This is a genomic window from Parabacteroides vesiculifaciens (genome assembly GCF_049860805.1).
Classification (GTDB): domain Bacteria; phylum Bacteroidota; class Bacteroidia; order Bacteroidales; family Tannerellaceae; genus Parabacteroides.
In genome coordinates, this window is sequence record NZ_CP187555.1 from 670,649 (window position 1) to 697,442 (window position 26,794).

The 26,794-nt window shown below is 42.6% G+C and carries 25 protein-coding genes and 3 pseudogenes; 9 read left to right on the top strand and 19 right to left on the bottom strand.

The annotated features are described in order from the left end of the window. Positions 1-183: 183 nt before the first annotated feature. From ACPYIV_RS02680 to ACPYIV_RS02695, 4 genes are all read left to right on the top strand, one after another. On the top strand, positions 184-636 hold the full coding sequence (locus ACPYIV_RS02680; protein WP_425885394.1) for a JAB domain-containing protein: 453 nt from the start codon (positions 184-186) through the stop codon (positions 634-636). A gap of 298 nt (positions 637-934) precedes the next feature. Then, entirely contained in the window at positions 935-1,468 is a 534-nt protein-coding gene (locus ACPYIV_RS02685; protein WP_425885396.1) for an antirestriction protein ArdA, read from the top strand. Between the two features lie 280 nt (positions 1,469-1,748). Next, complete coding sequence (locus ACPYIV_RS02690) at positions 1,749-1,955, top strand: DUF3873 domain-containing protein (RefSeq protein ID WP_425885398.1); 207 nt, start codon at positions 1,749-1,751, stop codon at positions 1,953-1,955. A gap of 185 nt (positions 1,956-2,140) precedes the next feature. Continuing rightward, the gene (locus tag ACPYIV_RS02695) at positions 2,141-3,859 is read left to right on the top strand and encodes a DUF262 domain-containing protein (protein WP_425885400.1); all 1,719 of its coding nucleotides are present in this window, start codon (positions 2,141-2,143) and stop codon (positions 3,857-3,859) included. Positions 3,860-3,915: 56 nt separating this feature from the next. Here the strand turns inward: ACPYIV_RS02695 and ACPYIV_RS02700 are convergent, their stop codons facing one another. The 18 genes and pseudogenes from ACPYIV_RS02700 to ACPYIV_RS02785 all read right to left on the bottom strand — a co-directional run bounded on the left by ACPYIV_RS02700 (position 3,916) and on the right by ACPYIV_RS02785 (position 18,264). Continuing rightward, a complete protein-coding gene (locus ACPYIV_RS02700; RefSeq protein WP_425885402.1) occupies positions 3,916-4,356 on the bottom strand; it encodes a DUF3872 domain-containing protein in 441 nt (146 codons plus the stop codon). Positions 4,357-4,380: 24 nt separating this feature from the next. Then, a complete protein-coding gene (locus tag ACPYIV_RS02705; protein ID WP_117867298.1) occupies positions 4,381-4,959 on the bottom strand; it encodes a conjugal transfer protein TraO in 579 nt (192 codons plus the stop codon). 2 nt (positions 4,960-4,961) lie between these two features. After that, the gene (gene traN, locus ACPYIV_RS02710) at positions 4,962-5,870 is read right to left on the bottom strand and encodes a conjugative transposon protein TraN (RefSeq protein WP_425885404.1); all 909 of its coding nucleotides are present in this window, start codon (positions 5,868-5,870) and stop codon (positions 4,962-4,964) included. A 38-nt stretch (positions 5,871-5,908) separates the two neighbouring features. Then, positions 5,909-7,288 (bottom strand): conjugative transposon protein TraM, encoded by a 1,380-nt coding sequence (traM, locus tag ACPYIV_RS02715; RefSeq protein WP_425885406.1) that lies wholly within the window; start codon positions 7,286-7,288, stop codon positions 5,909-5,911. Beyond that, positions 7,263-7,568: a TraL conjugative transposon family protein gene (locus tag ACPYIV_RS02720; RefSeq protein WP_425885408.1), complete on the bottom strand. Its 306-nt coding sequence runs from the start codon at positions 7,566-7,568 to the stop codon at positions 7,263-7,265. Before ACPYIV_RS02720 ends, traM begins: the two co-directional genes overlap by 26 nt. A gap of 3 nt (positions 7,569-7,571) precedes the next feature. Then, a complete protein-coding gene (gene traK, locus ACPYIV_RS02725; protein WP_425885410.1) occupies positions 7,572-8,195 on the bottom strand; it encodes a conjugative transposon protein TraK in 624 nt (207 codons plus the stop codon). 12 nt (positions 8,196-8,207) lie between these two features. Further along, positions 8,208-9,233, bottom strand: coding sequence for a conjugative transposon protein TraJ (traJ, locus tag ACPYIV_RS02730; protein WP_425885412.1), 1,026 nt, complete (start codon positions 9,231-9,233; stop codon positions 8,208-8,210). Between the two features lie 19 nt (positions 9,234-9,252). Then, positions 9,253-9,795, bottom strand: a complete 543-nt coding sequence (locus tag ACPYIV_RS02735) for a conjugal transfer protein TraI (RefSeq protein ID WP_117867289.1) — start codon at positions 9,793-9,795, stop codon at positions 9,253-9,255. After that, positions 9,779-11,461, bottom strand: coding sequence for a group II intron reverse transcriptase/maturase (gene ltrA / locus ACPYIV_RS02740; protein ID WP_425885414.1), 1,683 nt, complete (start codon positions 11,459-11,461; stop codon positions 9,779-9,781). Before ltrA ends, ACPYIV_RS02735 begins: the two co-directional genes overlap by 17 nt. A 638-nt stretch (positions 11,462-12,099) precedes the next feature. Then, a pseudogene (locus ACPYIV_RS02745) lies at positions 12,100-12,297 on the bottom strand (DUF4141 domain-containing protein); the annotation flags it as partial. A 4-nt stretch (positions 12,298-12,301) separates the two neighbouring features. Next, positions 12,302-12,658, bottom strand: coding sequence for a DUF3876 domain-containing protein (locus ACPYIV_RS02750; protein ID WP_425885416.1), 357 nt, complete (start codon positions 12,656-12,658; stop codon positions 12,302-12,304). A gap of 28 nt (positions 12,659-12,686) precedes the next feature. Continuing rightward, positions 12,687-15,191 carry a TraG family conjugative transposon ATPase gene (locus tag ACPYIV_RS02755; RefSeq protein ID WP_425885418.1) on the bottom strand — a complete coding sequence of 835 codons (2,505 nt, stop codon included), beginning with the start codon at positions 15,189-15,191 and terminating at the stop codon, positions 12,687-12,689. Beyond that, complete coding sequence (locus ACPYIV_RS02760; protein ID WP_008775036.1) at positions 15,188-15,520, bottom strand: DUF4133 domain-containing protein; 333 nt, start codon at positions 15,518-15,520, stop codon at positions 15,188-15,190. The genes ACPYIV_RS02755 and ACPYIV_RS02760 overlap by 4 nt, the downstream gene beginning before the upstream one ends. Positions 15,521-15,531: 11 nt before the next feature. Further along, the gene (locus tag ACPYIV_RS02765; protein WP_005926215.1) at positions 15,532-15,828 is read right to left on the bottom strand and encodes a DUF4134 domain-containing protein; all 297 of its coding nucleotides are present in this window, start codon (positions 15,826-15,828) and stop codon (positions 15,532-15,534) included. A gap of 164 nt (positions 15,829-15,992) precedes the next feature. Continuing rightward, on the bottom strand, positions 15,993-16,706 hold the full coding sequence (locus ACPYIV_RS02770) for a hypothetical protein (RefSeq protein ID WP_425885422.1): 714 nt from the start codon (positions 16,704-16,706) through the stop codon (positions 15,993-15,995). A 1-nt stretch (position 16,707) separates the two neighbouring features. Further along, on the bottom strand, positions 16,708-17,178 hold the full coding sequence (locus ACPYIV_RS02775) for a DUF3408 domain-containing protein (protein ID WP_425885424.1): 471 nt from the start codon (positions 17,176-17,178) through the stop codon (positions 16,708-16,710). Positions 17,179-17,182: 4 nt separating this feature from the next. Next, positions 17,183-17,944 (bottom strand): ParA family protein, encoded by a 762-nt coding sequence (locus ACPYIV_RS02780; RefSeq protein WP_118440583.1) that lies wholly within the window; start codon positions 17,942-17,944, stop codon positions 17,183-17,185. Positions 17,945-17,946: 2 nt separating this feature from the next. After that, complete coding sequence (locus tag ACPYIV_RS02785) at positions 17,947-18,264, bottom strand: hypothetical protein (protein WP_425885426.1); 318 nt, start codon at positions 18,262-18,264, stop codon at positions 17,947-17,949. Between the two features lie 388 nt (positions 18,265-18,652). Here ACPYIV_RS02785 and mobA point away from each other — a divergent pair, with 388 nt between their 5' ends. From mobA to ACPYIV_RS02810, 5 genes and pseudogenes are all read left to right on the top strand, one after another. Further along, a complete protein-coding gene (gene mobA, locus ACPYIV_RS02790; RefSeq protein WP_235334328.1) occupies positions 18,653-19,090 on the top strand; it encodes a conjugal transfer protein MobA in 438 nt (145 codons plus the stop codon). Next, the gene (gene mobB, locus ACPYIV_RS02795) at positions 19,075-20,313 is read left to right on the top strand and encodes a conjugal transfer protein MobB (RefSeq protein ID WP_413645430.1); all 1,239 of its coding nucleotides are present in this window, start codon (positions 19,075-19,077) and stop codon (positions 20,311-20,313) included. Before mobA ends, mobB begins: the two co-directional genes overlap by 16 nt. Positions 20,314-20,332: 19 nt before the next feature. After that, positions 20,333-21,484 (top strand): annotated as a pseudogene (locus tag ACPYIV_RS02800) (YWFCY domain-containing protein); the annotation flags it as partial. Between the two features lie 538 nt (positions 21,485-22,022). Next, positions 22,023-23,840 (top strand): reverse transcriptase domain-containing protein, encoded by a 1,818-nt coding sequence (locus ACPYIV_RS02805; protein ID WP_425884505.1) that lies wholly within the window; start codon positions 22,023-22,025, stop codon positions 23,838-23,840. A gap of 107 nt (positions 23,841-23,947) precedes the next feature. Continuing rightward, positions 23,948-24,808: pseudogene (locus tag ACPYIV_RS02810) on the top strand (TraM recognition domain-containing protein); the annotation flags it as partial. A gap of 12 nt (positions 24,809-24,820) precedes the next feature. Here ACPYIV_RS02810 and ACPYIV_RS02815 read toward each other — a convergent pair. After that, positions 24,821-26,746, bottom strand: a complete 1,926-nt coding sequence (locus tag ACPYIV_RS02815) for a DUF3732 domain-containing protein (RefSeq protein WP_235334326.1) — start codon at positions 26,744-26,746, stop codon at positions 24,821-24,823. Between the last annotated feature and the right edge of the window lie 48 nt (positions 26,747-26,794).

The following is a 26,794-nucleotide window of genomic DNA, read 5'->3' on the forward strand; positions in this document are numbered from 1 at the left end:
CAATCACAAATTTTAGCAAAGTTACAGCCCGGTGGGGACAAATACCAAATCGGAGCCGTTCCGGTTTTCTAAAAAATCTCCACACCTACGGGTCGTATTTTTTGAAAAGATATGGTTGAAGTCCCCGCCAAACTGTGGATGTCCGGCAAAATTTCTTATTGTTTAATTTAAAATTCAGTAGTCATGAAAACAACAGAATTTACCATGCCGGAAATCACTATCTCTTATAAGGACAATGTAAAAGCATCCGAAAGGGTGAAAATACTCTCATCCGAAACGTCCTACTCTTACCTGAAACCGTTCTATATCGAATGTATGGAACACCACGAAGAAAGTTATGTAATGTTCCTCAACCGTGCTAACAAGGCTTTAGGTGTTTCCCTTATCTCTAAAGGCGGCATGGCTGAAACTGTAATGGACGTGAAAATCATCTTGCAAACCGCCTTGAAAGTCCATGCTTCGGGCATAATCCTCTCACATAACCACCCATCGGGCAACCTACGTCCGAGTGAGCCGGACAAACAAATTACCTCAAAAATAAAAGAAGCCTGCAAGGTCTTGGATTTACACTTGTTAGACCATATCATCCTGACAGAAGAAAGCTATTACAGTTTCACAGACGAGGGGCTTTTATAAGCCCTTTTTTTACTCTCTCATTACCCAATACAAAAAGCCTGATGGCTTTTACTTCTATCCTCTCAAACAAGAGAAAAATTTTCCCTAAAACTGATTGGAACATTGTCAAAGGTATATCCGTGCCTGTTACTGTTCAAATTATTTTTTAGAAATCTCCACACCTGCGGGTAGTATTTCATAAATAATAATTTGCCCTGTACCATTCCCGAACCTTTGAAAAGACAATGTTCCCATTCAGTTAAAGGAAAAATTTATGTGGTGGGCGACAAGCGATGTTAACGATTAAAATTCAAAAGTCATGGAAGCAGTAACATTATCAGAAGCAAGAGTTTATGTAGGTACTTACAACAAGTATAACAGTGGTTCACTTTTCGGCAAGTGGTTAGACCTTTCCGACTATTCGGACAAGGATGAGTTTTTGGAAGCGTGCCGGGAACTCCACGAGGACGAGCAAGACCCGGAATTTATGTTTCAGGACATCGAGAACATACCCGAAGACCTGATTTCCGAAAGTTGGCTTTCTGATAAGTTCTTTGAGCTACGGGATGCCATCGAAAAACTAAGCGAAACCGAGCAGGAAGCATTTTTCGTATGGTGCGACCATCACAACAGCGATATAAGCGAAGAGGATGCAGACGACCTTGTTTCTTCTTTTGAAGATGATTATCAGGGAGAATATAAGGACGAGGAAGATTACGCCTATGAAATCGTAGAGGAATGTTACGACCTGCCGGAGTTCGCAAAGACCTACTTTGATTATTCGGCTTTTGCCCGTGACCTGTTTATGACTGATTACTGGATGGATAACGGTTTTGTTTTCCGTTGCGCCTGATTACTAACCGGGTGGAGCAATCCACCCGCAACACACCAAGACAATGAAAGTATATAATAAGATAACAACTTTATTAAGGTGGGTAATACTTGCTTTTATCATCTATCAGGCAGCCACCAGCACCGCCGGAATGTGGATAGCCCTAATCATAGGCTTTTTTATTCTCCGGTTCGTTCTCCGGTTGTTTATCTCTGCCGTTTACCTGTTCTGCATGGCTTTTATTTTCATTGTCCTGCTCTCACTTCTGATTATTTGATAACTCATTATAAATTATAACAATATGGAAACTTTAAACAAAAACGGGGTAAGCATTACCCAAACACCGGGAGAAGAAAAATATGTCAAATGCTGTTTAGGCGCATTCAGGGGACAGATTTATTTCCAGTATGATTATCGCCATTTTAACGACAATCTGTTTTCTACACTGGCTAAAACGCTTGAAGAATGTCGTAGGCAGCGGGACGAATGGCTGAAAACTCAAAAGTAAAAAGGAAATCCGGCGGGAGAAATTTTGTCGGACTACTTTCTTTCATGAACTCGAATGGAAAAGAAAGTAGTAAAGCCCCTTTTTATAATCTTCCCACCCATATATGAGAAAAAGATGTCTTCAAGTGGTTGCTGTATTTCTAATCTATGTATATTTGCATATAATATTAATTAATACCTAGAAACATGAGTTATACATCTAAAACTATAAGTGAAACAATTATCGATTATGTAAATAGAAATACTTTCTTACCTGCAATACAAAGAGAGTATGTATGGAATACATATAGTATAGAGAAACTATTTGATTCAATAATGTGTGGATATCCGATTAGCTCTTTTTTGTTTTGGAAAATAAGAGAGGAGAAGAAAAAAGATTGGGTTGCTTACCAGTTTGTAACTGATTTTGATAAAACAGACCCACACAATGAAGAAGCTAATTTGTCAGGCGTGAATCAAGATATTTATTTAGTATTGGATGGACAACAGAGGCTTACTTCATTATTGATAGGACTAAAAGGCTCATATAGCTTCTTCTATTACAGATGGCGTAAGACAAGACTATACCTTAACTTATTTAAGAAACCTACTAATGACGATAATCCTGAAGAACTTACATATCAGTTTCAATTTAGAGAGAATGATTCCATCAATGCTAATGACTCCACTCCACAATATTGGTATTTAGTCAGCAATATTTTAGATTTTAATACAGCAAGTGCAGCAAGAAAGGATATTCGGGAGAAACTATCAAATATTAGTGTAGATAGTTCTTTTAAAGAAAATGCGGTTGAACTAATAGAAGAGTTACATTCAAGATTGTTCACAGAGAAATTTATCAATATATATGAAGAAAAATCTCAAGAATATGACAAGGTAGTTGAAATTTTTATAAGAACAAATACTGGAGGTGTAAAACTGGAATATAGTGATATCCTTTTATCGACAGCAACAGCAAAATGGAGGAATTTGAATGCACGAAAGGAAATATATTCTTTTACCGATGAAATAAATTCAATAGGTAACGGATATTCATTTGGGAAGGACTTTGTATTAAAGGGTTGTTTATATTTGACAGACCATCTTCCAATTCAATACAAAGTTGGTAATTTTACACAGAGTAATTTGGAACTAATAGAGGAAAATTGGACAAATATTCAAACTTCCATAAGTGACTCTGTAAAATTAATTAATAAATTCGGTTTTAATGATAAAAATCTTGTAGCTAAATTAGTTTTACTCCCAATTGCATTATATTTGAAGAAAGTAAATAAAAGTAATTATGTCAATTCAACTAATGCAGAAGATATAAAGAATCAACTTAGAATACAAAGATGGGTTGCTATTGCTTTGTTGAAAAATATGTTTGGAAGTTCTACTGATAATACTTTAAAATCTATTCAAGATATTATTCTAAATCAAACTAACAGTGAGAATTTTCCATGCTCAGAAATTAATCAGAAACTCAATGTAATTTCATCTTTTAGTAAAGATGAAATTGATAATATATTGAGATATAGCTATGGAACTAAATATAGTTATTTGATATTATCTCTATTTTATCCAAACAGAGATTGGAAAGATTGTAGATTTAGCGAAGACCATATTTTCCCAAAATCAGAATTTACAGAAGCTAAGTTGAGAAAAAGGGGGTATAATAGTGATAAGATAAAATTATATCAAACCTATTATAATACAATATTAAATCTACAGTTATTGGACGAAACAGAAAATAAAGAGAAAAGTGCTAAGCCATTTAATGAATGGATTAAAACAAGGGATGATAACTTTAAAAAAAGGCATTCTATACCCATTATTGCTTCATATGATTTTGATTCATTTATTGAATTTATAAATGGTAGAAAGAAATTGTTATCTAATTTTTTGGAGAATCTTACAATATGATAAATATAAAAAGAATCCCTTTAACTTTGGATTAAAGGGATTCTTTTTATATATTACTATTCTTTAGTTTCATTATCATTGTTAAATGAAAACGTAAGTTGTTCCAATTGCCCGAAGCTATCCTGAAAATACACATCTACCGTCTGTTGGTCGGTTGATGCAGAGGTATAGTAAAGCCGGAATGTTTCGCCCGGAAGCGGGTACAGGTCATTCGGCAGTAGAACCGTCCCATCGGACATTTTCAGCGTTCCCGCCCCGTCCGGCTGGAAATAGCGGATGAAATACTTTGTTTCCTCATACCGCCCGTCCCGGTGAAGCTGACACCTGATTTCGGCGGTTTCACCCACCTTTAATTTCTTCGGAACAGGCATCGTTTCGATACTGAACGGGTAAGACTGCTGTATATCCACATCGTCATTACACGCACCCACAAATAAGATGGCGGCCATTACATAGCAGCCCATCAAAATACGGCTTAAAATCTTTCTCATATACATTATAATATATAATGGGTTAGTTTATCACATGATTATCTTTAGACCGATACCGAACTGTGTATGGAACTTTCCAACGGAAGAACCGAACAGGCATCTTTCCCGTGCGTTAATCAGGAACACCACCCGGTCGGTAATATAACTTTCCAGTTCCAGCGTCAGCGCACCGCCATAGACAAAACCGTCCTTATCGGTTAGGGTCGAGCCATCGGGCAGCAGCTTGTCACCCCAGTTACTTGTTTCGTACCCGGCAAGGGCAGACAATCCCAGCGAGAGGAAAAAGGTTTTCTTCCGGTCGGAAAGGAAGTTCATATAGTAACCGCCCTCACCTGTGAACTGGCTCACGGGTATCTGCAAATCCTTATAGGGGTAATGCTTTTCGAGGTATTCCCCGCCGATAACCCACCTGTTCCCATTTTTGGTATAGGTAGAGAGAGCCGCCCCGAAGTAATAGGCAAAATCACTTTTACTGTTCCAGTGAACACCGTCCGCCATGCCGCCCGTAACCTGCAAACCTTTCATTCCCGGCAGACATCTTTGTGCGTGTGCCTGGTTAAAAGTCAGGCACAGCACAAAAAGGAACATCATACAGCATATCCTTTTCATGTTCATTTGATTTTAAGTTCGTTAATCACTTTGGCTGCCACTATATCCGAATTTTCCACCCGGATAGTTTGGTGTCTGCCCCCGTTCTTTTCCACCAGTTCAATGACTAATATCTTATCGTCAGGGATAGTGAACTGTGGAACGGTGTACACGGTGCGGACAGTACTTTTACCACCGATAACCAGTATCTCGTTATAGCTCCGCACCGGGTCAATGACCGTTTCCTGAATAGCCGTTCTTTTGGCTACTTTCTTATCCACAATCTTGAAACGGATAAAATCGGTATCAAACGGTACGTTTGAACTGTTCCTTATTTGTGTGTGGAAGTAGAACAGTCCGTTATGCGAATAAATGCCCTTTACCAAGAACTGCACCCCGAAACGCTTGCATCCCAGATGTTTTATTTCCCGGTCATTGTTCTTGTAGATGGACTGCATAATCAGCTTTACCAAAAGCGGGCTTTCGTTACCCAGTTCACGGAAATAGATGTTCATCCGGGTATGGCTGAAATCTGTCGTGTCCTCATTCTCCAAGAAATCTTTCATTTCGATGTTCAGCATTTCCGGTTCGTGTGCGTATTTCGTATTGAAAGAATAAAAGCTGCCATCCTCACAGATAACGGAAAAATTGGTTTCACCGGGAAAGCCCTCTGTCGTAGCCTTGACCCTGACAACATTTTCCGCCCCATCCGCTTTTCCGGCGATAATGTAGTTACTGCCTAAGTCTACATACTTAACGGCAGACGGGAAAATGATGTGTACCGTTTTGGCGAATGTCACCTGTACGCCGTAAGGTGTCACCATTTGGCGGTAAGGCAGCTTTTTAGTAATGCCCTGATACAAATCGTTACTTTGTGCTTTCACTGAAACCACGCCCAAAACAAGAGCGAATAAAATCATTAACTTTTTCATTTGGATTGAAATTTTTGTAGTTGATAATTGATACATAGTTATTGTTGTTTGGCGTAAAGCATCACCTGATAGTTCGCTTTCAGGTGTACTTTTACCGTTCTGAATTTCTTAGCGAGGTATTGTGAACCGCCTTGCATCAAGCCCCTTGTAATATCCATTGCGACCTGTTGCCCGGCACTTTGCGCAAATGAAATGCTCGTACCCAGTCCCGCACCAATATTTGCCATCGCTTCTTTTGCCGCTTCCTGTTCCAGTGACGAGGGGACGGAAAGCCCCTTCTGCCCGTCACTGTCGTAAACGGCAAGTTCCACCGGAATAATGTTACCCGCATATTCAAGCGAGGAAACCAGTATGTCGAGCCGTTCACCCTGAACTTTGGCACTTCCTGAAACAAGGCTGTTTTTCGGGACAATCACGTTTCCCGCTTGCAACGGTTCTAATAGCCGCAGTTTAACGGTCTGCCCGTCCGTAAGTGTTTGGTCGTTATGAATACACGCCCGGATAGTGTTCTTTCCCATCGAATAACCGCAGCCGACCGCCGTGTTAAACCCGTAATTGCGTGGCTTGCCGTATTCGGCTATAAATTCGCTGTTGCTCATGGGCTGTTGCAATCCTGAAACTGTTCTGTCCGATACCGATTTCACAGGTGTGGCATTTCCTTTACTCTGAACGGGTGTGGACGGTGTGGCCTGTGCAATCTGTCCCGGCTGTGAACTTTGCCCGTTTTGTCCGTTCATATACTTTGCCGCCAGTTCGTAGGACTTTTCCATAAGAGCCACCTGTTCATCCATGCTGCCCGCCCCGTTTTCTTTCGCATCGAGCCGGGCAGTGAGTTCTTCCACCTTACGTTTCAGTTCTTCCTTTTCCTTGTCCTCTTTCGGCGTTTCGTAGAAACTGCCTAATTGACGGTTCATGTCCCGGTAAGCTGCCGCCGAAGACTGGATAGAGGAACGCTTATTATTCGGCACACCCGCCCCGAAATCTATCACGGCAGTTTTCGGCTTTCCTGCCGGAGCATCATCTATCAGAGTCAAATCTTCCCCCTTTCCGTTTTTCTCTCCGAGCGAAAAGGCAAAATCCTGCAAGGAGCGCATCTTGTCCGCCTGTTTGTTCTCCATCTGTTCCTGTTCGTAGGCGGTCTTTTTATCGCTGATTATCCCGTCCCCTTTGGGCTGCGGTATATCGGCGTTAAATCCGCCCACGCTTTCCACCGTTGCTTCGTCCTTTTCGGACGGTGCAAAAATCAGGTACATAGCCCCCAAGAAAACCAGTCCCATAAGCGGGTAAACCAGCATCTTCTTTCGTTGCTGTATCTGCTGCGGGGTCAGTTCCTTTTTTTCCTTTTCCTGTTTTGCGGATTCTTTTCCCTTTTCCGTTTCCGGTGCGGGAACTTCATTCTTCACTTCTTTCTCTTCCATTGTCTGACTGATTAAAAATGTTCGTACTGTCTTTACTTTGTAGCTGCAACTGCCTGATGTGTTCTATCCGCAGGATTTCGCCATCCTCTTTCCCTATCCGGTAAATGGATGATACCGTGAAGTAGATGGATAACCCGCCGAAAAACAGGAGCATAAGCAGGATTACCGCCAGCCTTATTTCCGGTGTCATGCGCCCGCACAGGCGGCGGAGTTTTTCATCCGCCCAGTCCTGAACATGGGTAATCGCCTGATTAACCGGAGAGAGTATTTTCCGTATCATGGTTTACCGCTTTATGGTGTTCAAGTCCTTGTTTTCCGTTATCTCGAAACTTTCCATGATAAAGCCGTGCGGGTTGTTGTCCGAGCGCACAGCGTTCAGCAACCGGCAACGGGTGACAAGGCTTCTTTCCGTCACGCTGCTTTCACGGATAATCATTTGCCGGGCATAGGTAGTCACCGCATACGGGTACACATCGAAATTGCATGAAACGCTGTCTATCCGTATTGTTTGGCTGATATTGCCCGATATGATACGGTTGTAATACCCTTTTTCCGAGAGGTCACGGTAATAGTTGAATGCGCTCTTATCGGCAAGGAACAGCGACCGTTTGATATTGCTTTCGATAGCGTTCTTATCGGGTGAGAGCGTGAAAAAGAGTTCGTGGAAACGCTTCACGTGTTCCCTTGCTTCAACCGGACGGTTTTGCGAGAGGTCTTGCGAAAGCGCAAGCATCAACGATTTGCCACCGTCCAGCACATAAATCTTCTGCCGTTGCGCTTCGGCAAACGTGTAGGAGTTCCAAACGGCATAACCTGTTATCAGGGTACACATCACGACAAACACAATACCGAAAAGCCGTATCTGTTTGAAACTGGTTTCAATGTTCTTTAAACTTTTAAATTCCATCTTGATTTTTATTTATTGATTACTTTTGATTAGTTTACCGCCGACCCTGCCGCCAGCGTTTCCGGTTGCTGCCCCGGCTACCGCACCGACACCGCTACCCGCTTTGTTAGCCGCACTGTTTATATTCCGGCTCATGTTACCCATTCCGCCCGCCTGAATAATCCAGTTCGATACGGTGGGGATGGTGAAGTAACCGACAATGCCGATTATCATAAAAATTATGTACACGCTATTGCTGCTGTCCGGTATGAAATTGGGGTCTGATAGCTCTTGAATATCCTTTTGCAGCATAAGCACCTGTATTCGGGCAAGAATGGAACTGAACAGGTCGGAAACGGGCAACCACAGGTAAACGGAAATGTACCTTGTTATCCATTGGGTCAGTGTCGCCTGAAAGCCATCATACACGCTGATGGCAAAGGCTATTGGACCCAGTATGGCAAGGACAATCAAGAAAAAGGTTCGGATAGTGTCTATCACAAGGGCTGCCGCCTGAAAGAGCAGTTCCAAAAGTTCCCTGAACCAGTCCCGGACGGATTGCTTGATATTATGTGCCGCCCTATCCATATACATGCCGCCCATCGTGGCTATGTCTTTGGCAGACCACCCCAGTTCATCTATCTGCTTGTCAAACGCTTCATCCGAAACAAGATAAGCCGTTTCCGGATTGCGTACCATCGCTTCATATTCCAGCTTGTCCTTTTGTTCCCGGTAAGCGTTCATATCGAAAGTTTGCGTTTCGAGCATATTGTTACAGCCCTTGACTACTGGCGACATCACGCTGTTAATCGTACCCAGTACGAATGTGGGAAAGAACATAATACAGAAGCCAATCACAAAAGGACGGAGCAAAGGGTAAACGTCTATCGGTTCGACACTGGCGAGCGACTGCCATACTTTGGCAGCCACATAGAACAATGCGCCCAGTCCCGCTATTCCTTTGGCTACCCCCGCCATGTTCCCGCATAACGGCATCATGTCCGTGTACAGACTTCGTAAAATCTGATGCAGGTTATCAAATTCGATTGCTAATAACATACTTGTCTGTTTTTAGAGGTTACCAGTAACGTTCATCCGCCGAGCCGTAAAGAGCCATTACCCGGTCGGTGTCCTTTTTCTTTTTCGCCCGTAGGTAGGAAACGGAAATATTCTTGCGGGTATAATAACTCACCAAGTCCCGATAGTTCCTGATGGCGTTATACGTCCGGTCGATTACGTCCATCCGTTCCTTGTCCGACATGGAAAGCCCGTTGATGTTCACCACGCTTTTCATTTCTTCCAGTACATCGGAACTTTCCTGCAACAGTTGGGTATAGCCGTAAGCAATCGCCGAAAGTTCGTCCGGTGTATAGTTTTCATCCGAAAGCATCTTCTGAAAACTGTTCACGTATATATCGGAAATCTCCCCGATAAGCAGGATGGACTTTTGTACTTTCCGGGCATCTTTGACAAGGTTATGCACTGATTTTAAGGCATCGTAATATTCCTTGTCGGGTAGGTCGGGGGTATTGCTACCCCTTTCCCCCCTAAGAACCGTACATGATACTTTCGCATCATACGGCTCAAGCAACTCAAAATTTCTGTTATGAAACCGGCTCATATTCTTCATTATTAAAAGGTTGAACATTATTTCTACCGCAGTAGCTATGCACGAGCATTCGCTCGGTTTTACCGTGAACCACTTTTTCGGATACCCGCCAAGGAGTATTCCGGGTAATGGGTTCCCCACAGTAGGGACATTTTCGCTGTTGGCGTTTCCAAATACGAACTATCGTATTCCTACCTTTTGCAGACTGGAGCATCAGACGGGTTTCCCGTTTTTCAAAATACTCTGTCCAATCCGGGTCGTAGGGGTTTGCATCACATTTAAGCTTTGCATAGCGGGTAATTTTAGTATCCGTCAGCCACTTAATCGGGTACAGTCCTTGCCTACCGTCCTTGTCGAAAGGTGCGGCGAAGACCCAAGACCTGCCCCTGTGCTTATGGAAATACCTCTCTGCTACCCACCATTTCCCTTTCGCTGGATGTCGTCGGAGCGACCATTGCAAAAGTTTCTGGTAGATATGGAAGTCCATTTTTTGGAACACTTTGCCCGATACCACGTGTTGGTAATAATTCGCCCATCCGGTAATGACCGGATTAAGAAGCCTAATAAGCGATTCCTGCGGGATAGTTTTGTGAGAATTGAAAATCTCGTTAATCTTCCGCTGAAATTTCTTTTGGCTCTCCTTTGACGGCGTAATTAGAAACTTGCCTTTATACTTCCTAATGTTGAATCCAAGAAAATCAAAACCTTCGTCGATGTGAGTAATCTTCGTCTTTTCTTCTGATAGGGTAAGCCCCCGTGCCTGAAGAAACTCTTTGACCATCGGCATGATTTCCTGTTCGAGCATCTCCTTACTTATACTGGTGATTATAAAGTCATCGGCATACCGTATAAGATGCACTTTCGGATAGTATGATCTCTTAGGGCTGTACAAATCAACCCTGTGAAACTTTGCTTCAAGCATTGTTTGCAGACCGTCAAGTGCCATATTCGCAAGCGTCGGCGAGATAATACCGCCCTGCGGAGTACCTTCCTCGGTGGGGAAAAGCTGTTTATTGAAAATAAAACCGCTTTTCAGCCACTTACGGAGCATCACTTTATCCATCGGGATATTGTTCAGCAACCATTCGTGGTTGATGTGGTCGAAGCATCCTTTGATGTCGCCCTCTAAAATCCACTGCGGGGATGACTCTTTGGACAGGTTGATGTAGCACTGATGTATGGCGTCGCCCGTGCATCTTTCCCTACGGAAACCGTATGAATGGTTGTCCGCTGTGGTTTCGGCAACGGGGTCTAATGCCATAAGGTACAATGCCTGCATCGCCCTGTCTTTCATCGTCGGTATCCCTAACGGGCGCAATTTCCCGTTACTCTTACGAATATTTACCCGTTTCAAAGGCATGGGATTGTAGTTCCGCCTTTTCAACTCTGTGATAGCGTTCGCCTTAGCGATAGAAGTAGACCATAAAACCTTGTCCACTCCCGATGTGTTCTTCCCTTTGTTGGAAGTCACCCGTTTAACGGCTAATGCCTTAGCCGCGAACGAATGGGTCAGTAGCCATTGCAGGGCTTTCACCTTGCCGTAGCGACCTTCCTTTTGAGCCTTTACAATACGTGCTTGCAGCTTTCTAACCTCTAACTCGCATTTGTTCCAGTCGATACTTTCCCAATTGCTGATTGTTTGGTCAGTAGGCGCACACGATGTTCTAATCTCGTTCATTTGCTTTCCTCCTTTTTTATAGTTCAACAAGTTTCTTGTAAAGAGTTACCTAACGCGGAAGTCTGCCCGGTTTCCCGTGAGGTGACGTTTAAACCTCTATCCATCCCATTACAGAATGGCATTCGCTTTCTCCGCAATCCTATACCCGCATCCCGTTCGGCTTGCCTTGCGGCTCACTTACCTATCGAATGATAGGAGAAATACGGGCTTACCACGTTTTACATAAATGACTTTCGAATGACTTAGGCTCTGTCTATACACCGGCAGCTCTAGTGTCCGTGTAGCCCCACAAGGTTCGGGGTTATCCGGCTGCTTACCATTTTGGTTCAAGCCTTATAGCATCTTTAGCTCGTTTCATACCTTACGATGCGTCAAAAACAGTTCACTCTCGTTAGCCATATCACTCAGCCTCGCTCCCTAACCTCCTGATGCTGGCGGTCGTTGCGTCCACCTTACGGCTTCGGCTTCCCCTTTAGGGTGGGTTACTTTGTCCGGAGCAGCTTCGTACAAAACAATTACTCGTGATGCACGTGCCCGTAGGCTACCACTGACGGAACAGTGGGTTTAAACTTTGGCTTACCGTTCCCGACGGTTAGCCGCTTGTTAAACAATCATTTATGCAACTATACGTGTCGCACACCTTGTTGATAAATCTTTACCGTTTCCTGAAAATTCTTTATCATGTTCTGTGCGGTGGATGATGTCTGTACGATGTTCTTTGATGCATTGATAATCCCTTGCGCCAAATTACCGGGGTCACTCACCACCCACTGTGCACTTACCTTTCCAGCAAACAGGCTGCATACTACGAGCAGCATTATAATCTTTGTTCTCATACGCTTATTTCTTTATTGGTTGTTTACTCCGTTTGTATTCTCCACCGGGTGAAAGTAGAATCCGGTCGTTCTCTTTGTCGTAGGTCAGCAAGACGGAAAGCCCCGTTTCGATGAACAGGTTTCTGTCCTGTTCTGAAATCTGATAGGTTTCCGTTTGGACAGTCCCCCGGTAGGTCTTTCGATAGGTCGTTACCCGGTAATGCCCGTTTTCTTCAAAAAGGGTAAATGCCGGACGATTTTTTACACTTTTCCAGTCGCCACGCATCGCCCTAAGACGGTCGGCGTTCGTTTCCTTACAGGAAGAAAACCCCAGTAACAAGGTGCATAGCAGCACCGGAAACAAAAATTTTAAATGTTTCATACTGATTGATTTTTAAATTGTTGATTGATTATTTTTCAGGATTGCGCTTGCTTTCGGCAAGCCGTTTGATAGCCAGTTCGAGGTTGCCGCCCAACTTTTCAGACAAGGCGAAAAGTTCCATCTTTTCCGTTTCTTCGGTCGTATATGTAAAATATTCTTCCAAACTCACTTCTGTGGCATATACGGCTGATTGTGTACCGCCTAAGCCTATCCAAACTTCCTTGTATTTCCGGTTCGGATGGTTGGCAAGATTGATGGAAAGCACCTGTGAACGTTCCTTGTCGGTCAGTCCCAAAAGGTTCTGTATGCTGTCGAATTTATTAAGATACTTCCTTTGGTCGAGCAGTATCTTACAGTCTGAATTGTTTATAATGCTCTCTTTTACAATGGGTGAGGAAATAATATCTTCGACCTCTTGGGTAACTACAATCGCTTCGCCGAAATACTTTCTAACCGTTTTGTAAAGGTATTTTATGTAATCCGCCATATTCGCCGATGCAATCGCTTTCCACGCTTCTTCAATTAATATTAATTTCCTGATACCCTTTAATTTACGCATCTTGTTTATAAAAACTTCCATAATAATAATGGTCGTAATCGGGAATAGGATTTTGTGGTCTTTGATATTATCCAACTCAAAGACAATGAAGCGTTTATGTAGTAAATCAAGCTCTTTGTCGGAGTTCAGCAGGTAGTCGTATTCGCCCCCTTTATAGTAAGGCTCTAACACATTCAGGAAGTTATCTATATCAAAATCCTTTTCCCGGACGTTCTTTTCTTGCAGGTGTTCCCGGTAATCGGTTTTCACATACTCGTAGAATGTATTGAAGCAGGGAGTAACCGAACTGTCCTTAGTAATCAGTTCGATATAGGAACTAACAGCGTTCGACAAAGCCACTTCTTCCGCCCGTGTGGGTGCTTCATCGTCCCTTTTCCACAAGGTGAGGATAAGCGTCTTGATACTCTCTTTCTTTTCAATATCAAACACGCCATCTTCCACATAGAAAGGATTAAACGCTATCGGGTTTTCGGTGGTATAGGTAAAATAAATTCCATCTTCCCCGTGCGTTTTCCTATTTATCATTTCACACAAACCTAAGTAACTGTTTCCGGTATCTACCAACAGCACATGTGCATTCTGTTCGTAATACTGGCGTACCATGTGGTTGGTAAAAAATGACTTGCCGCTACCACTCGGCCCAAGTATAAACTTGTTGCGATTGGTAATAATACCCCGCTTCATGGGTAAATCTGAAATATCAATGTGCAACGGCTTTCCTGTGACCCTATCCACCATCTTGATACCAAAGGGAGAAAGTGAACTTTTGTAGTTCGTTTCTTCGGTGAACAGGCAAAGAGCCTGTTCTATAAAGGTGTAGAAACTTTCTTCCGCCGGGAAGTCTGCCTGATTACCGGGTATTCCCGCCCAAAACAGGGTCGGCGTGTCGGTAGTGTTATGGCGTGGCTTGCACTCCATAAGTGCGAGCTGTGACCCCACATCATTTTTAATGTGCTTTAATTCGTCCCGGTCGTCACTCCACGCCATGATATTGCAATGGCATCGCACGGAAATAAGCCCCTGTGAATGGGCTTCGTTCAAATATTCCTCTATCCAAGCCTTGTTTATCTGATTGGCACGGCTGTATTTGGAAAGGGAGTGCATATTGCGAGCCATCTTTTCAAACTGTTTCAAGTTCTCCGTATGGTCGTCAATGAAGATATACTGGTTATAAATATGGTTACAGGAGAGCAGCACTCCAACCGGAGAAGCAAACGACAAACGGCAATCGCTCCGGTCGGTGGATAGCTTTTCATAACGGGTATCTGTTCCTACTTTTCCCGGCATATCTTCCGCATCCGAAAGGGTATGCAGGCAAAGAATATCATCGCCAATCTTCATTTCGTCAGTACCCAGTGAAATATCTTTCAGTGTGGTGGTGTCGGTCTGTGAGAGTGAAAAGTATTTCTCCACGATACCCGCCGTTTCCCTTGTCCCGGTTATCTCGTCCGAAGTCAGACGGGTAAGGGTAATGAAACCGCTATCGTTCATAATGCTTTCAAACTGCCCCACCGCTTCGAGGAACTTTGTAACCGTTTCCTTATCCTTTATCTCTTTGGGGACAAGGAAGCCCCGACAAAGAGTGGAAAAATTGCTCTGCATCCGGCTGCGTTCCTTTGTCGTTTTCGTCAGGAACAAATAGCAGGTATGGTTCAAGAACGGTCGTTCATTGAAATGGCGTTCAAAGGAACGGGAAAGGAAACTCAAATCATCCTTTTGGATGTCAGGTGCATAGTTCTCTTTGATGAACCAGTCCTGTTTGTGTACGATGCTATAATCGGGCAGCACCTTTACCGCCTTGTTCCAAGCGGAATGTATTGCTTCGTATTCGGCTGCCGTGACGGTGAACAGTTCGGGCAGTTCCACCCGGAACGCCACCGTTATGTCGGCATCTTTGGAAACGATGCACCCGTTTTCCACCGTGAACAGTGGAAACTTGTTTTCCAGCGTGGTAGCTTTTAATATATTTCTCATTTCGATGCTTGTTTCTGATTTTTAGTGAATAATCGGGATATGGCTTTTCGGTTGATAATATGGAAAGGGTGGCTTTTGCGTGCGGACAATTTCATCAACCCGTGTGTCCCGTACTTTTCGTTTAACCGGAATGTGAGCCATACCAGCAGCGTTGCCGAAGTAACGCCGAAGATGATGCACACCCACTGGTTGATACCCACCATGTACATAATGATGAAAAGTACGAACAGGGCTAACAGCCCGCCCGCAAAAATGAAAAGATACTGGCTTTTCAACCCTTTAAACTCAACTGGCTTACCTATCCCCCTGTTAATCGGATAGTCTGCCATAGCTCATTTCTTTAGAGGAAGAATGAACGTAGGATGGTGGCAGCCACAATCAGGAAGATACATGCACCGAACCACGAAGCCGCCGTTTTACTGGTGTCAGGGTCGCCACTGCTGAACTTTCCATACACTTTCACGCCGCCAATCAAGCCGACCACCGCACCGATAGCGTAAATTAACTTTGTCGCCGGGTCGAAATAACTGGTTACCATATTGGTAGCTTCGGTAATACCTGCCATGCCGTTACCCTGTGCAAAGGCGGAGGATGCAGCCAAAAGAACGGCTGCCGAAAAGAGAACTTTCTTTTTCATTATAAATATATTGATTTTTAAATTGCCGGACGGTTGGATAGTCCGCCCGGCGGAGTGATTAATAATTGAATTTTTGTGGTTGTGGGGAGTGTTCCCCATGTTCTAAAAGGTCTGTTTAACCGTAATCTCTTTGTTTCATCATCTTACTTATTTAAAGTTTACCATTAAAGAAAATCGTTCATGTCAAAGTCTGCCATTTCATTACTTCCGGCAGCCGGGACGATGGCAGGCACGGGTATCTCATGCTTTTGTAAAAGTTCCGCCACCCGTGACCTGCCCCCGTTAATCTGTTCCACCAGCGAATGAAAGAGGTTTGTTTCCGTCCGGCAGATGGTCTGAACGGCTTGCCGTTCTTCCGTGTCAGACGCTTGCTTAACCTGAATGACCTGTACCATTTGACCCAGTTCCCCCAGCGTGATACCTTGCGCCATTTCCGGCTCACCGTCACCCATGTAACAGGCGATTTCTTCCGCTTCAATTTCATCTGGCGAAATGTCCGTTTCTTCCGCATCTTCTGTTTCAAACTCCATCTCAAACTCGGTTTCAATCGCTTGCGGGGTATCGGCTTTTTTTTCATCTGCCAGCTCGTTATCAAGCGTTTTCGTTACCGTTTCCTCGCTTTGCGGGACAAATATAGAAGCATTATCAACCCCTTTTGAAAGGTGTCCTAAGATGTCCCCGCTTGTCCTCATTTGTCCCATCCGGTAACGGCTTGCACCTACAAGAGAATCACCGTTTCCGGTTTTCACAGTCGTTTTGCTTTCCGGTTGTTCCGGCTGCTTTTTCCTATCCGTGAACCATGTTCCCAAGCTATCCCGGTATCGCCATAAGAGAACGGCGTAATACAGGAGCGTTCCGATAATAAACCATTTCAACATATCAGAACGGCTTTTCAAATTTGCTTTCGTACAGTTCGTTTATCTCGTCCTGAAACTGCTCGAAATGCCGGAGCAGGATATTTTCTACATAGCTGCTCACGGTTGCCTTGCGCCCGCCGATAACGGTTACTATTTTCATTAACTTTTCGTGGGTGGTACGGCTGACGTACAACGGCTGGCGGTCGGTCAAGTCCACCCGTATGAAGTAGGTTTCCCGGTAATCACCCGGAGCATTCTTTTTCCGGCGGGCAGGTTCTTTCACCGTCTTTTCATCCTTTGCCGTTTCCGTTTCCCGTTTCGGTTCTTGTTCAGGTACGTTTGCCGGGATGTCGGGTGTTTCCGCTTTAGTTTTCACTTCCGTTGGTATTGCCACCATTGGTGTTTCCTGTTTCTTCACGGGCAAGCCCTGTGAAATAATCTCTTTCATAAAATCCTCGTCTATTTGCGGTTTCCCGCCACTTAGCTTTGCCATATCGTTACAATTTTATAAGGTATGCGATTTCGGTTATCAGTTCTTCCATGTTGCTGCCCTTTACCAGCCGTTTGTCCGCCGGGAACAGCGTGGAACGGAACACGGTTTTACGCTGTGCGTCCAGTTCCTTTTTAAATCTTTTGGTGTCGGGGATAAATACTTTCATAAGGGGCAGTTCCAGTTCCCCAATGGTCTGCTCATACAGGGTGTACAAGTCTGTTTTCTCCCGTCCATCTACCATGTTCCAAAACAGGTGCAGCCCTTTCAGTCGGCACGCTTCATTCTTAACCAGCAGTTTATGGATAGCCACTGCAAAGGAAAGGCTGCTTTCCAATACCACCCGGTCGGCGGCTATGGGGGTGAAAATATAATCCACCCCGGAAAGGGAGTTGATAACGCCCTCACTGTTCACCGTTCCGGGCAGGTCGAAAAAGACTACATCATACTCCATCCCGGCAGACACAAGAAATTCATCCGCCGTTTTTATCGCTTCGTCCGGTGAACTGCAAAGGACAGGGTACGCTTTCTTTCCCAGTGCTTTGAACTGGTTGAAAGCAAGCTGTTTGTAATAATCGTCACCGTTCACCTGTTCGGCATCCCTTTTGCGCATGGCACTGATACTGTGCTGCGGGTAATCGCAATCCACGACCGCCACGTTATACCCTTTCAGGTAATACAGGTAACTTGCCACCAAGACAGTAAATGTTGTTTTGCCGACCCCGCCCTTTTGGGTAGAGAAAGCTACATACAAGGTTTCTTTCTTCATTGTCATTTTGAATTATTGTGATACATCTTTATTTCATTACGTCCATACAGATTGACGGATGGTTTTCTTTCGTGCCATGTTGAAAGCTCGAAAGCCGGAATGATTGTTTCCTTTCTGCAAAGACAGATTGTTTTCTTTCTTGCTTCTTTGTTTTCATTCATTCCACAAAGACAGCTTGTTTTCTTTGCAGACAGTTTGCTTTCCCGATTGAATGACTGTTTCCTTTCAATCATTCCATCCGGTTTGCTTTCTTGTTTTCTTGAAAGATTGCAATCTTGAAATCTTGTTTTCAAGTTTTCAAAACCGTTTTCTTTCCGCACGCTTTTCAAGCTATATTTTCATCTATCCATATTGCTTTCTTTCTTAAATCCGGGACAAATAAACGTAGAAAAATAACCCGTTTCGAGATGTGTCCTCAAATGTCCCCATTTGTCCTCATTTGTCATATAACCCGCTATTTCACAGCATTTTTAATACCCGTTACTTTGCAACCGAAAGGTATCGGTCAGGCTAACCAAGCCCCCGCCGCCGGGAGCGTTCCAATATCCGCTAACTCCAATCCGTCCGTAGGCGGATTTTTATTTGCACTGGCAAATAGCAAGGTGTGTTCTAAGCAGCTTGAAATTCTTTCAGCAGCTTTGAACGCCTTGTCCGGACGAAGCCGGGACACAGGTCACTCCGAAGTCGTAACCCTTTAAAAAAAGAAGCATGAAACAGAAAAATGAAAATGTGCCCCGTCCGGGTGGCGCAGGACGAAAGCCCAAAGCAGACCCGGCAGTGTTCAGGTACTCTATCAGCTTCAATGCGATAGACCACGCCCGCTTTTTGGCATTGTTCGACCAGTCCGGTATGCGCACTAAAGCGCATTTTATCACCGCCCGTATCTTCGGCGAACCGTTCAAAGTGATTAAAATCGACAAGGCGGCAGTAGAATATTATACCCGGCTGACCGCTTTATATTCCCAGTACAGGGGTATTGCCGTGAATTATAATCAGGTGGTAAAGGCTCTCAATACCAATTTTTCAGAGAAGAAAGCACTCGCATTTCTCTATAAACTGGAAAAGGCAACGATGGAACTTGCTGACCTGAACCGCCAAATTATTGAACTGACCCGTGAATTTGAAACAAGATGGTTGCAAAGATAAGTGTAGGCAGTTCCTTGTTCGGTGCGCTTTCCTACAACCAAAACAAGGTCGATGAAGAGCAGGGAAAGGTACTTTTAAGCAACCGGATGTTCGAGAGCGAGGACGGGAATTTCAGCATCCGGCGATGTATGGAATGTTTCGATATGCACCTGCCCGCCGACCTGAAAACGGAAAAGCCGATTATCCATATCTCCCTGAACCCGCACCCGGACGATGTGCTTTCCGACAGCCAGCTTGCGGATATTGCCAAAGAGTATATGGACAAGCTGGGGTACGGCAACCAGCCGTATATGGTTTACAAGCACGAAGATATAGCAAGACACCATGTACATATCGTTTCCATCCGGATAGATGATACAGGCAAAAAGATAAACGACAAGTTCGAGCATGTACGCAGCAAGCAAATCACCCGTGAACTGGAACAGAAGTACGGGCTGCATCCAGCAGAGAAGAAACAGGCAACCGAACGTCCCGAACTTAAAAAGGTGGACTACCGGGCAGGGGACGTAAAGCACCAGTTATCCAATACGGTGAAAGCCCTTGTCGGCAGTTACCGCTTTCAAAGTTTTACGGAGTACAAAGCCCTGCTATCTATATATAATGTACAGGCGGAGGAAGTGAAAGGGGAAGTGAACGGCAAACCCTATAACGGCATTGTCTATTCGGCTACCAATAACAAAGGAGAAAAGCAGGGAAACCCGTTCAAATCTTCCTCTTTGGGAAAGTCGGTAGGTTACGAAGCCATACAGCGACATATCAAGAAATCCACAAAGGACATTCAGGACAAGAACCTGAAAGAGCGTACCCGCAGGACGGTTGGTGCAGTGATGAAATCCACCTATAACCGTAAGGAACTGGAACAAGAACTGAAAAAGAAAGGTATAGATGTTCTTTTCCGGCAGAACGATACGGGCAGGATATACGGTGTAACATTCATCGACCATGAAAACCGTACCGTCCTGAACGGTTCACGGTTGGGAAAGGACTTTTCTGCCAATGTGTTCAACAACCTGTTTTCCGGCTCCCGTACTTTGACGGGAAACAGCAAACAGGAAATGCAGGAACACACGCCGGAATATAGCCCGACCGGACACCTTGAAAATACAGGTAAAGCCATTGCGGGACTGTTCAGCCTGTTATCCGGCGGGAATGATACACCGCCCGATAACAGCCAAGTTCCGCCACCCAAAAAGAAAAAGAAGAAGAAACAAAAACGTATTTAGTAATCCTAAAAACTCAATTATGCAGAACGAAGATGATTTAAGAGGACTGGCAAAAGTCATGGACTTTATGCGGGCAATCAGCATTTTATTTGTAGTGATAAACATTTACTGGTTTTGTTACCAGTCGTTCCGGGAGTGGGGTATCAATATCGGAGTAATCGATAAAATCCTGCTGAACTTCCAGCGTACCGCCGGGTTGTTCTCCAATATCCTATATACCAAACTTTTTTCAGTGGTATTCCTTGCGCTTTCCTGTTTAGGTACAAAGGGAGTGAAAGAGGAAAAAATCACATGGAACAGGATTTATGTATTCCTGACAATCGGTTTTATCCTGTTTTTCCTGAATTGGTGGCTGTTGTTTCTGCCGCTGCCACTGGCGGCAAACACGGCATTGTATATCTTTACCATGACCGCCGGGTATCTTTCCCTGTTGGCTGCCGGAGTATGGATTTCACGTTTGCTGAAAAATAACCTGATGGATGATGTGTTTAATACCGAGAATGAAAGTTTTGCACAAGAAACACGCTTGATAGAAAACGAGTATTCCATCAACCTGCCGACACGGTTCTACTACAAAAAGAAATGGAATGACGGATGGATAAACGTTGTAAATCCGTTCAGGGCAAGCATGGTATTGGGTACGCCCGGTTCGGGAAAATCGTATGCGATAGTCAATAATTACATCAAACAGCAAATCGAAAAAGGCTTTGCTGTTTATATTTATGACTACAAATTTCCTGACCTTTCAGAGATAGCTTACAACCACTTAATCAGTCATTTAGATGGATATAAAGTGAAACCTAAATTCTACATGATTAACTTTGACGACCCACGTAAAAGCCACCGATGCAACCCGATAAATCCGGCGTTTATGACGGACATATCGGACGCATACGAAGCCAGTTATACAATCATGTTAAATTTAAATCGCAGTTGGATAACCAAGCAGGGAGACTTTTTTGTAGAAAGCCCGATTATCCTGCTGGCTTCTATCATTTGGTTTTTGAAAACCTATCAGGGTGGTAAGTATTGTACATTCCCGCACGCTATCGAGTTTCTGAACAAAAAATATGCCGATACGTTCACTATTTTAACCAGTTATCCCGAACTGGAAAACTACCTTTCTCCATTCGTGGATGCTTGGGAGAGTTCGGCGGTCGAACAGTTACAGGTGCGCCCGTAAGGGCATATAATAAATATAGCTTTGGCAAGCTATTAGGTACGTGTTCTTTGAAATAATTACCTATCACCAGCCGACTTATCCATTCAACGAAAGACGATGGGGAGTGTAGCATGTCGGTAAAGCCACAAGTGGACTAATTGTCAAGTCCTGACCGGGTGGCGAGGTGAAACGATAGATATGAGGATAAAGCCTATACTGGTTAAACGATAGTCCGAGCGGCTCGATGGTTAAGCCTTGGCGGAAGACAGTTATAGACGCCAAGCCGTGATACCCAACTTCGCCTTGTAGGTTGTTTGGGCAAAAGAACTTATCACGGAGCAACTACATACATAGTAAAGGACGAAAGTCGTATCCGACAATCTATCATGCCAAATAGTTATTATATGTCTAAACGGGGATTGCCTAAGTGGGGCAACCCATATGGCAACAGAGCTTCCGTAGTAGTCCGAGCAAGGGAAAACCTTGTACATGGCGAAGGGAAGCAGCCAATATCGTTTAATGTCAAATTTTGGAAAATGTGAGAGACATGAAAAGAAATCCAGAGAAGATATTAAACAGTCTAACACAACATAGTTCCGACTTGGAGTACAAGTTTGAACGTTTGTACCGGATACTGTTTAATGAAGAGATATACTATATTGCCTACCAACGCATATATGCAAAACAGGGCAATATGACCAAAGGTGTTGACGGAAAAACCGTTGACGGCTTCAGTATATCTCATATTGAACGGTTGATTGATACGCTCAAAGATGAGACGTATCAGCCGAATCCCTCTCAACGGGTGTATATTCCCAAGAAAAACGGGAAGATGCGACCGCTGGGTATTCCGTCATTCATTGACAAGCTCCTGCAAGAAGCTATTCGAATGATTTTGGAAGCAATCTATGAGGGTAGTTTTGAAAACTCCTCTCATGGTTTCAGACCACAGAGAAGTCCACAGACTGCACTTTGGAACATCCAAAAGAGATTCAACAATACAAAGTGGTTTATCGAGGGAGACATCAAAGGTTTCTTTGATAATATCGACCACGAAGTATTGATAGCAATTCTTTCAGAACGTATTTCGGATGTACGCTTTCTGCGTCTTATCCGAAAGTTCCTGAATGCCGGGTATGTAGAAGATTGGGTATTTCACAAATCGTATAGTGGAACACCTCAAGGTGGAATAATAAGTCCCATATTGGCAAATATCTATCTTGACAAGTTTGACAAATACATTAAGGAATACATCAATAGATTTGATAAAGGGAAAAGGCGTAAAGAAAATCCGATAGTAAAACGTTTTGGACAACGGAAAGCCAAGTTAGTGGAGAAGCTAAAAAAGTCAACGGACGAAGTTGAACGTCAACGACTGATGATGCAAATCAAAGAGATTGTTAAAGAACGTCTTAAGTATCCCGCAAGTGATGAAATGGACTCGGACATGAAACGACTGAAATATGTGAGATATGCGGATGATTTCCTGATTGGTATTATTGGCAGTAAAGAAGACTGTATCCATATCAAAGAGGACATAAAGAAATTTATGGCTGAAAAATTGAAATTGGAACTATCTGATGAGAAAACGCTGATTACTAATGCAAGGAAACATGCTAAATTTCTCGGATATGACATATTCGTGAGAAAGTCAAACGATATCCATAGGGATAAAAACGGACATTTAACAAGAAGCTTAGACCACAAGATAGTTTTGTATGTGACAACCGAGGTTATGAGAAAGAAACTCCTTGAATATGATGCGGTAAAAATCACCGTACAAAATGGAAAGGAAATCTGGAAGCCAAAAGGTCGTTCATACATGCGTTGTCTTGATGATTTGGAGATTATAAGCCAATATAACTCCGAAATCATGGGGTTCTATAACTTCTATTCGATTGCAAACAACAGTCCTGTGATAGATTCATTCTATAATATAATGGAATACAGTATGTATAAGACATATGCCGCAAAATACAGTACCTCGAAAAAGAAAATCATAGCAAGGTACAAGAAAAACGGAGTGTTTGCCATACCGTACACCAATAAAAATGGATATGAGTTCAAACGTGAGTTCTATGACAAAGGCTTTAAACGTAAGGAACTGCCTAATCGGTATTTAGATGACAGACTACCCAACACGATTGCCATAACGGGCGGCAGAAATGGTTTAATCAAGAGACTTCAAGCACGGGTATGTGAAAACTGCGGTGCTACGGACAACCTCGAAATGCACCATGTACGTAAACTTAAAGACCTTAATGGCAAAAGTGATTGGGAGATTAAAATGATTTCACGTAAACGTAAAACATTAGCAGTATGTTCAGTATGTCATCACAAGATACACGCAGGAAAGTTAGATTGAATGAGAAGGTGGAGAGCCGTGTACGGGGAGACCTGTATGCACGGTTCGGAGGCGAGTGCTTGGAAACCTATCGTGATAAAACACGGCAAGGCGCCGGGTGCTTAGCCTATGGACAGCTTGCAAGTGCTAAAATCCCGCTTTCCCGTATGATAAGTCCGGCTTTATATTGGGTAATGACAGGTGATGATTTTTCACTGGATATAAACAATCCGGAAGAGCCTAAAATTTTAGTAGTAGGTAACAATCCCGACCGACAAAATATCTATTCCTGTGCTTTGGGACTGTATAATTCCCGTATTGTGAAGCTGATAAACAAGAAGCACCAACTCAAAAGTTCCGTAATCATAGATGAATTACCGACCATCTATTTTCGGGGACTGGATAACCTGATAGCAACGGCACGAAGCAACAAGGTAGCGGTCTGTTTGGGCTTTCAGGATTTCAGCCAGTTACGCCGGGATTATGGGGACAAGGAAAGCAAAGTTATCGAAAATACTGTGGGTAATATCTTTTCCGGTCAGGTGGTTTCTGAAACGGCTAAAACGCTTTCAGACCGTTTCGGAAAGGTACTGCAAAAACGGCAAAGCATGACTATCAACCGGAACGATAAATCAACTTCTATCAGTACGCAGATGGATAGCCTGATACCACCCAGCAAAATATCCAATCTCACACAGGGTATGTTTGTGGGTGCGGTCAGCGACAATTTCGATGAACGGATAGAGCAGAAAATATTCCATGCGGAAATTATGGTGGATAACGAGAAAGTGAAACGGGAAACAGCCAGTTACAAAAAACTACCCCAAATTATAGATTTCAGGGACGAGGACGGGAACGACCGGATGCAGGAAGAAATACAGTCGAATTACAATCGGGTCAAGCAGGAAGTCCAGCAGATTGTCACGGACGAAATGGAACGGATAAAGAACGACCCTAATTTGCAACACCTGATAAAAATAGATGAGTAAATGAGCAGGGGATTATACCCCTGCTTCTATCCATTCCTCAGGAATAAGTGCATTATCTTTTTTCTTTCCACGCCAATTTCTAATTAACTTTATACAGTCTGCATAGTCTTTCCAAGTGGCTTCTCCTGCGTGTTCAATGATAATAACCTGAACTTGAGAGTTTGTTCGTTTTTTGAAATCTGCTAAAACTTGAAAAATTCTTTTCACCTTTAATACGGCTTCTTCATTATTTACTTTCTTTTTGTTCTTTAGTTCAGGAAAATAAACTTGAGATGGTTGGTCAAAAACTATAAAACTAGGAACTTTGTTATATTCTTTTGTGGATAACAAGTATTCATGTATAGCAAGTATGGTTGAGATGTGATATGACATAAAATTGTGACCACTTCCAATTTCCCATAGAAAATCTTTTCTACTCGAAGATGAGAATTGAAGAGTTAAATTTTCTATATCGAATAATATGTTATCGTTACAATATTCTGCTCCAAATATTCGAGCATAGTATTTGATTTTATCGCTAATATTTTGTAGAATTCTTTTCTTATTTTGCTCTAAAGTGTCAGAGTTGAATTCTTTTTCTATGCTGTATATTCTGTTATTTACCTCATTCAAATCTGATACTAAACTTCCATTGTTTGCTATTTTGTCATAATTCTTCAGTGATTCTTCCAGCTTTCCACCAAAGCGAAAAATAGAATTTAGCATCTGATGTTGTTTTTGGTAATCTTGATTTTCTTGGGATAAAGTTTGTTTTTCGATACGAATTTGATTAAGTAATGCTTCTAGTTTATTGAGGTCTGATTTTAAATTAGAAATTTCTTTTGTGAAAACTCTATGGCTATCTGTTACTTTTCTTGAGAGAGCATTTAATTCTAAACTTAATGCAGAATAATTATCTATATATGTTTTTGCTAAAGTATTATTTGAGCCACAAAAGGGACATGTATTATTATCAAAACAATCTTTTAGCCAGCTTAATGCATCTAGTCTACCATTTTGAGTTTGAATATCATTTCCATAATTAATATTGCTGATTTTAACATTCTCAACTAGGCGTAGTTTTTCTTTTTTTTCTTGAATAGAAATAGCTGTTTGATATTCTTTTTCATCCAATTCTGCTAATCTCATACTAATTTGCGATGATGCTCCCTCTTTTATTATTGGTATAACATTCCTATTTATTTTATTTAGAACGTTTCTTAACTGGTTTACATATTTTTCTGATGACCATGAATTTTCGATGTCATCTAGTTTGCTATCTGTTAAACCTAATTCATAGGCTATTGCATAGTAACTTTTAACTTCACTTAGCCAAGTGTTTGCAATATTTTTACGTTGTTCAATCTCTTTTTTTAGAAGTTTAGCTTGTGTTTGTAATTCTTTCAATTCTTCTTTAAGACTCAATAACCTGTCATTTAATATTCCTAATATATAAGGGAAAATAGTAATCAATTTTTCTCTATTTTGATATGTGTCTGCTTTGTAGAATAACGCATAGGGGTTAGCTACTAAATGTTGAGGTTGAAAATTTAATGATATTAAATCTCGAAAACTTGCTGGTTGAGCAATACTTTTTTCTCCTAAATCAAAGCCTGTTAGTTGTGATAATTTGTTTAATTCTAATATAATATCTTTATAATTAGCATTTTCTTCTATTGCGTGGGGAATTACAATTTTCTTACCACGTTGAATATACATACTTGTAGATACAATATCTAATCCGGCTTCTTTTCTTGCTAAAAGAATTTCTCCATCATTATGATATATAATAATCCCAAACCAGCTAGTCAAGTCTCTTATATATCCGATTGGAATACTACATTTACTACTTGCTAAACAATAGTCTATTATCGAAATTATTGCTGATTTTCCTTTTGCGTTATCACCAGAAATTACATTCACAAAGTTTGCAACAAAAGGAATTATGCGTATTTTCATTTTGGGGTTCTTAGGCCACAATATAATTTTGCTAATTTTACAATCCAT

Excerpts from the sequence above, each read along its gene's own strand:
- ACPYIV_RS02680 (WP_425885394.1), top strand. The coding sequence starts at position 184 with ATGAAAACAACAGAATTTACCATGCCGGAAATCACTATCTCTTATAAG.
- ACPYIV_RS02685 (WP_425885396.1), top strand. The coding sequence starts at position 935 with ATGGAAGCAGTAACATTATCAGAAGCAAGAGTTTATGTAGGTACTTAC.
- ACPYIV_RS02690 (WP_425885398.1), top strand. The coding sequence starts at position 1,749 with ATGGAAACTTTAAACAAAAACGGGGTAAGCATTACCCAAACACCGGGA.
- ACPYIV_RS02695 (WP_425885400.1), top strand. The coding sequence starts at position 2,141 with ATGAGTTATACATCTAAAACTATAAGTGAAACAATTATCGATTATGTA.
- ACPYIV_RS02700 (WP_425885402.1), bottom strand. The coding sequence starts at position 4,356 with ATGTATATGAGAAAGATTTTAAGCCGTATTTTGATGGGCTGCTATGTA.
- ACPYIV_RS02705 (WP_117867298.1), bottom strand. The coding sequence starts at position 4,959 with ATGAAAAGGATATGCTGTATGATGTTCCTTTTTGTGCTGTGCCTGACT.
- traN (WP_425885404.1), bottom strand. The coding sequence starts at position 5,870 with ATGAAAAAGTTAATGATTTTATTCGCTCTTGTTTTGGGCGTGGTTTCA.
- traM (WP_425885406.1), bottom strand. The coding sequence starts at position 7,288 with ATGGAAGAGAAAGAAGTGAAGAATGAAGTTCCCGCACCGGAAACGGAA.
- ACPYIV_RS02720 (WP_425885408.1), bottom strand. The coding sequence starts at position 7,568 with ATGATACGGAAAATACTCTCTCCGGTTAATCAGGCGATTACCCATGTT.
- traK (WP_425885410.1), bottom strand. The coding sequence starts at position 8,195 with ATGGAATTTAAAAGTTTAAAGAACATTGAAACCAGTTTCAAACAGATA.
- traJ (WP_425885412.1), bottom strand. The coding sequence starts at position 9,233 with ATGTTATTAGCAATCGAATTTGATAACCTGCATCAGATTTTACGAAGT.
- ACPYIV_RS02735 (WP_117867289.1), bottom strand. The coding sequence starts at position 9,795 with ATGAGCCGGTTTCATAACAGAAATTTTGAGTTGCTTGAGCCGTATGAT.
- ltrA (WP_425885414.1), bottom strand. The coding sequence starts at position 11,461 with ATGAACGAGATTAGAACATCGTGTGCGCCTACTGACCAAACAATCAGC.
- ACPYIV_RS02750 (WP_425885416.1), bottom strand. The coding sequence starts at position 12,658 with ATGAAACATTTAAAATTTTTGTTTCCGGTGCTGCTATGCACCTTGTTA.
- ACPYIV_RS02755 (WP_425885418.1), bottom strand. The coding sequence starts at position 15,191 with ATGAGAAATATATTAAAAGCTACCACGCTGGAAAACAAGTTTCCACTG.
- ACPYIV_RS02760 (WP_008775036.1), bottom strand. The coding sequence starts at position 15,520 with ATGGCAGACTATCCGATTAACAGGGGGATAGGTAAGCCAGTTGAGTTT.
- ACPYIV_RS02765 (WP_005926215.1), bottom strand. The coding sequence starts at position 15,828 with ATGAAAAAGAAAGTTCTCTTTTCGGCAGCCGTTCTTTTGGCTGCATCC.
- ACPYIV_RS02770 (WP_425885422.1), bottom strand. The coding sequence starts at position 16,706 with ATGTTGAAATGGTTTATTATCGGAACGCTCCTGTATTACGCCGTTCTC.
- ACPYIV_RS02775 (WP_425885424.1), bottom strand. The coding sequence starts at position 17,178 with ATGGCAAAGCTAAGTGGCGGGAAACCGCAAATAGACGAGGATTTTATG.
- ACPYIV_RS02780 (WP_118440583.1), bottom strand. The coding sequence starts at position 17,944 with ATGAAGAAAGAAACCTTGTATGTAGCTTTCTCTACCCAAAAGGGCGGG.
- mobA (WP_235334328.1), top strand. The coding sequence starts at position 18,653 with ATGAAACAGAAAAATGAAAATGTGCCCCGTCCGGGTGGCGCAGGACGA.
- mobB (WP_413645430.1), top strand. The coding sequence starts at position 19,075 with ATGGTTGCAAAGATAAGTGTAGGCAGTTCCTTGTTCGGTGCGCTTTCC.
- ACPYIV_RS02805 (WP_425884505.1), top strand. The coding sequence starts at position 22,023 with ATGAAAAGAAATCCAGAGAAGATATTAAACAGTCTAACACAACATAGT.
- ACPYIV_RS02815 (WP_235334326.1), bottom strand. The coding sequence starts at position 26,746 with ATGAAAATACGCATAATTCCTTTTGTTGCAAACTTTGTGAATGTAATT.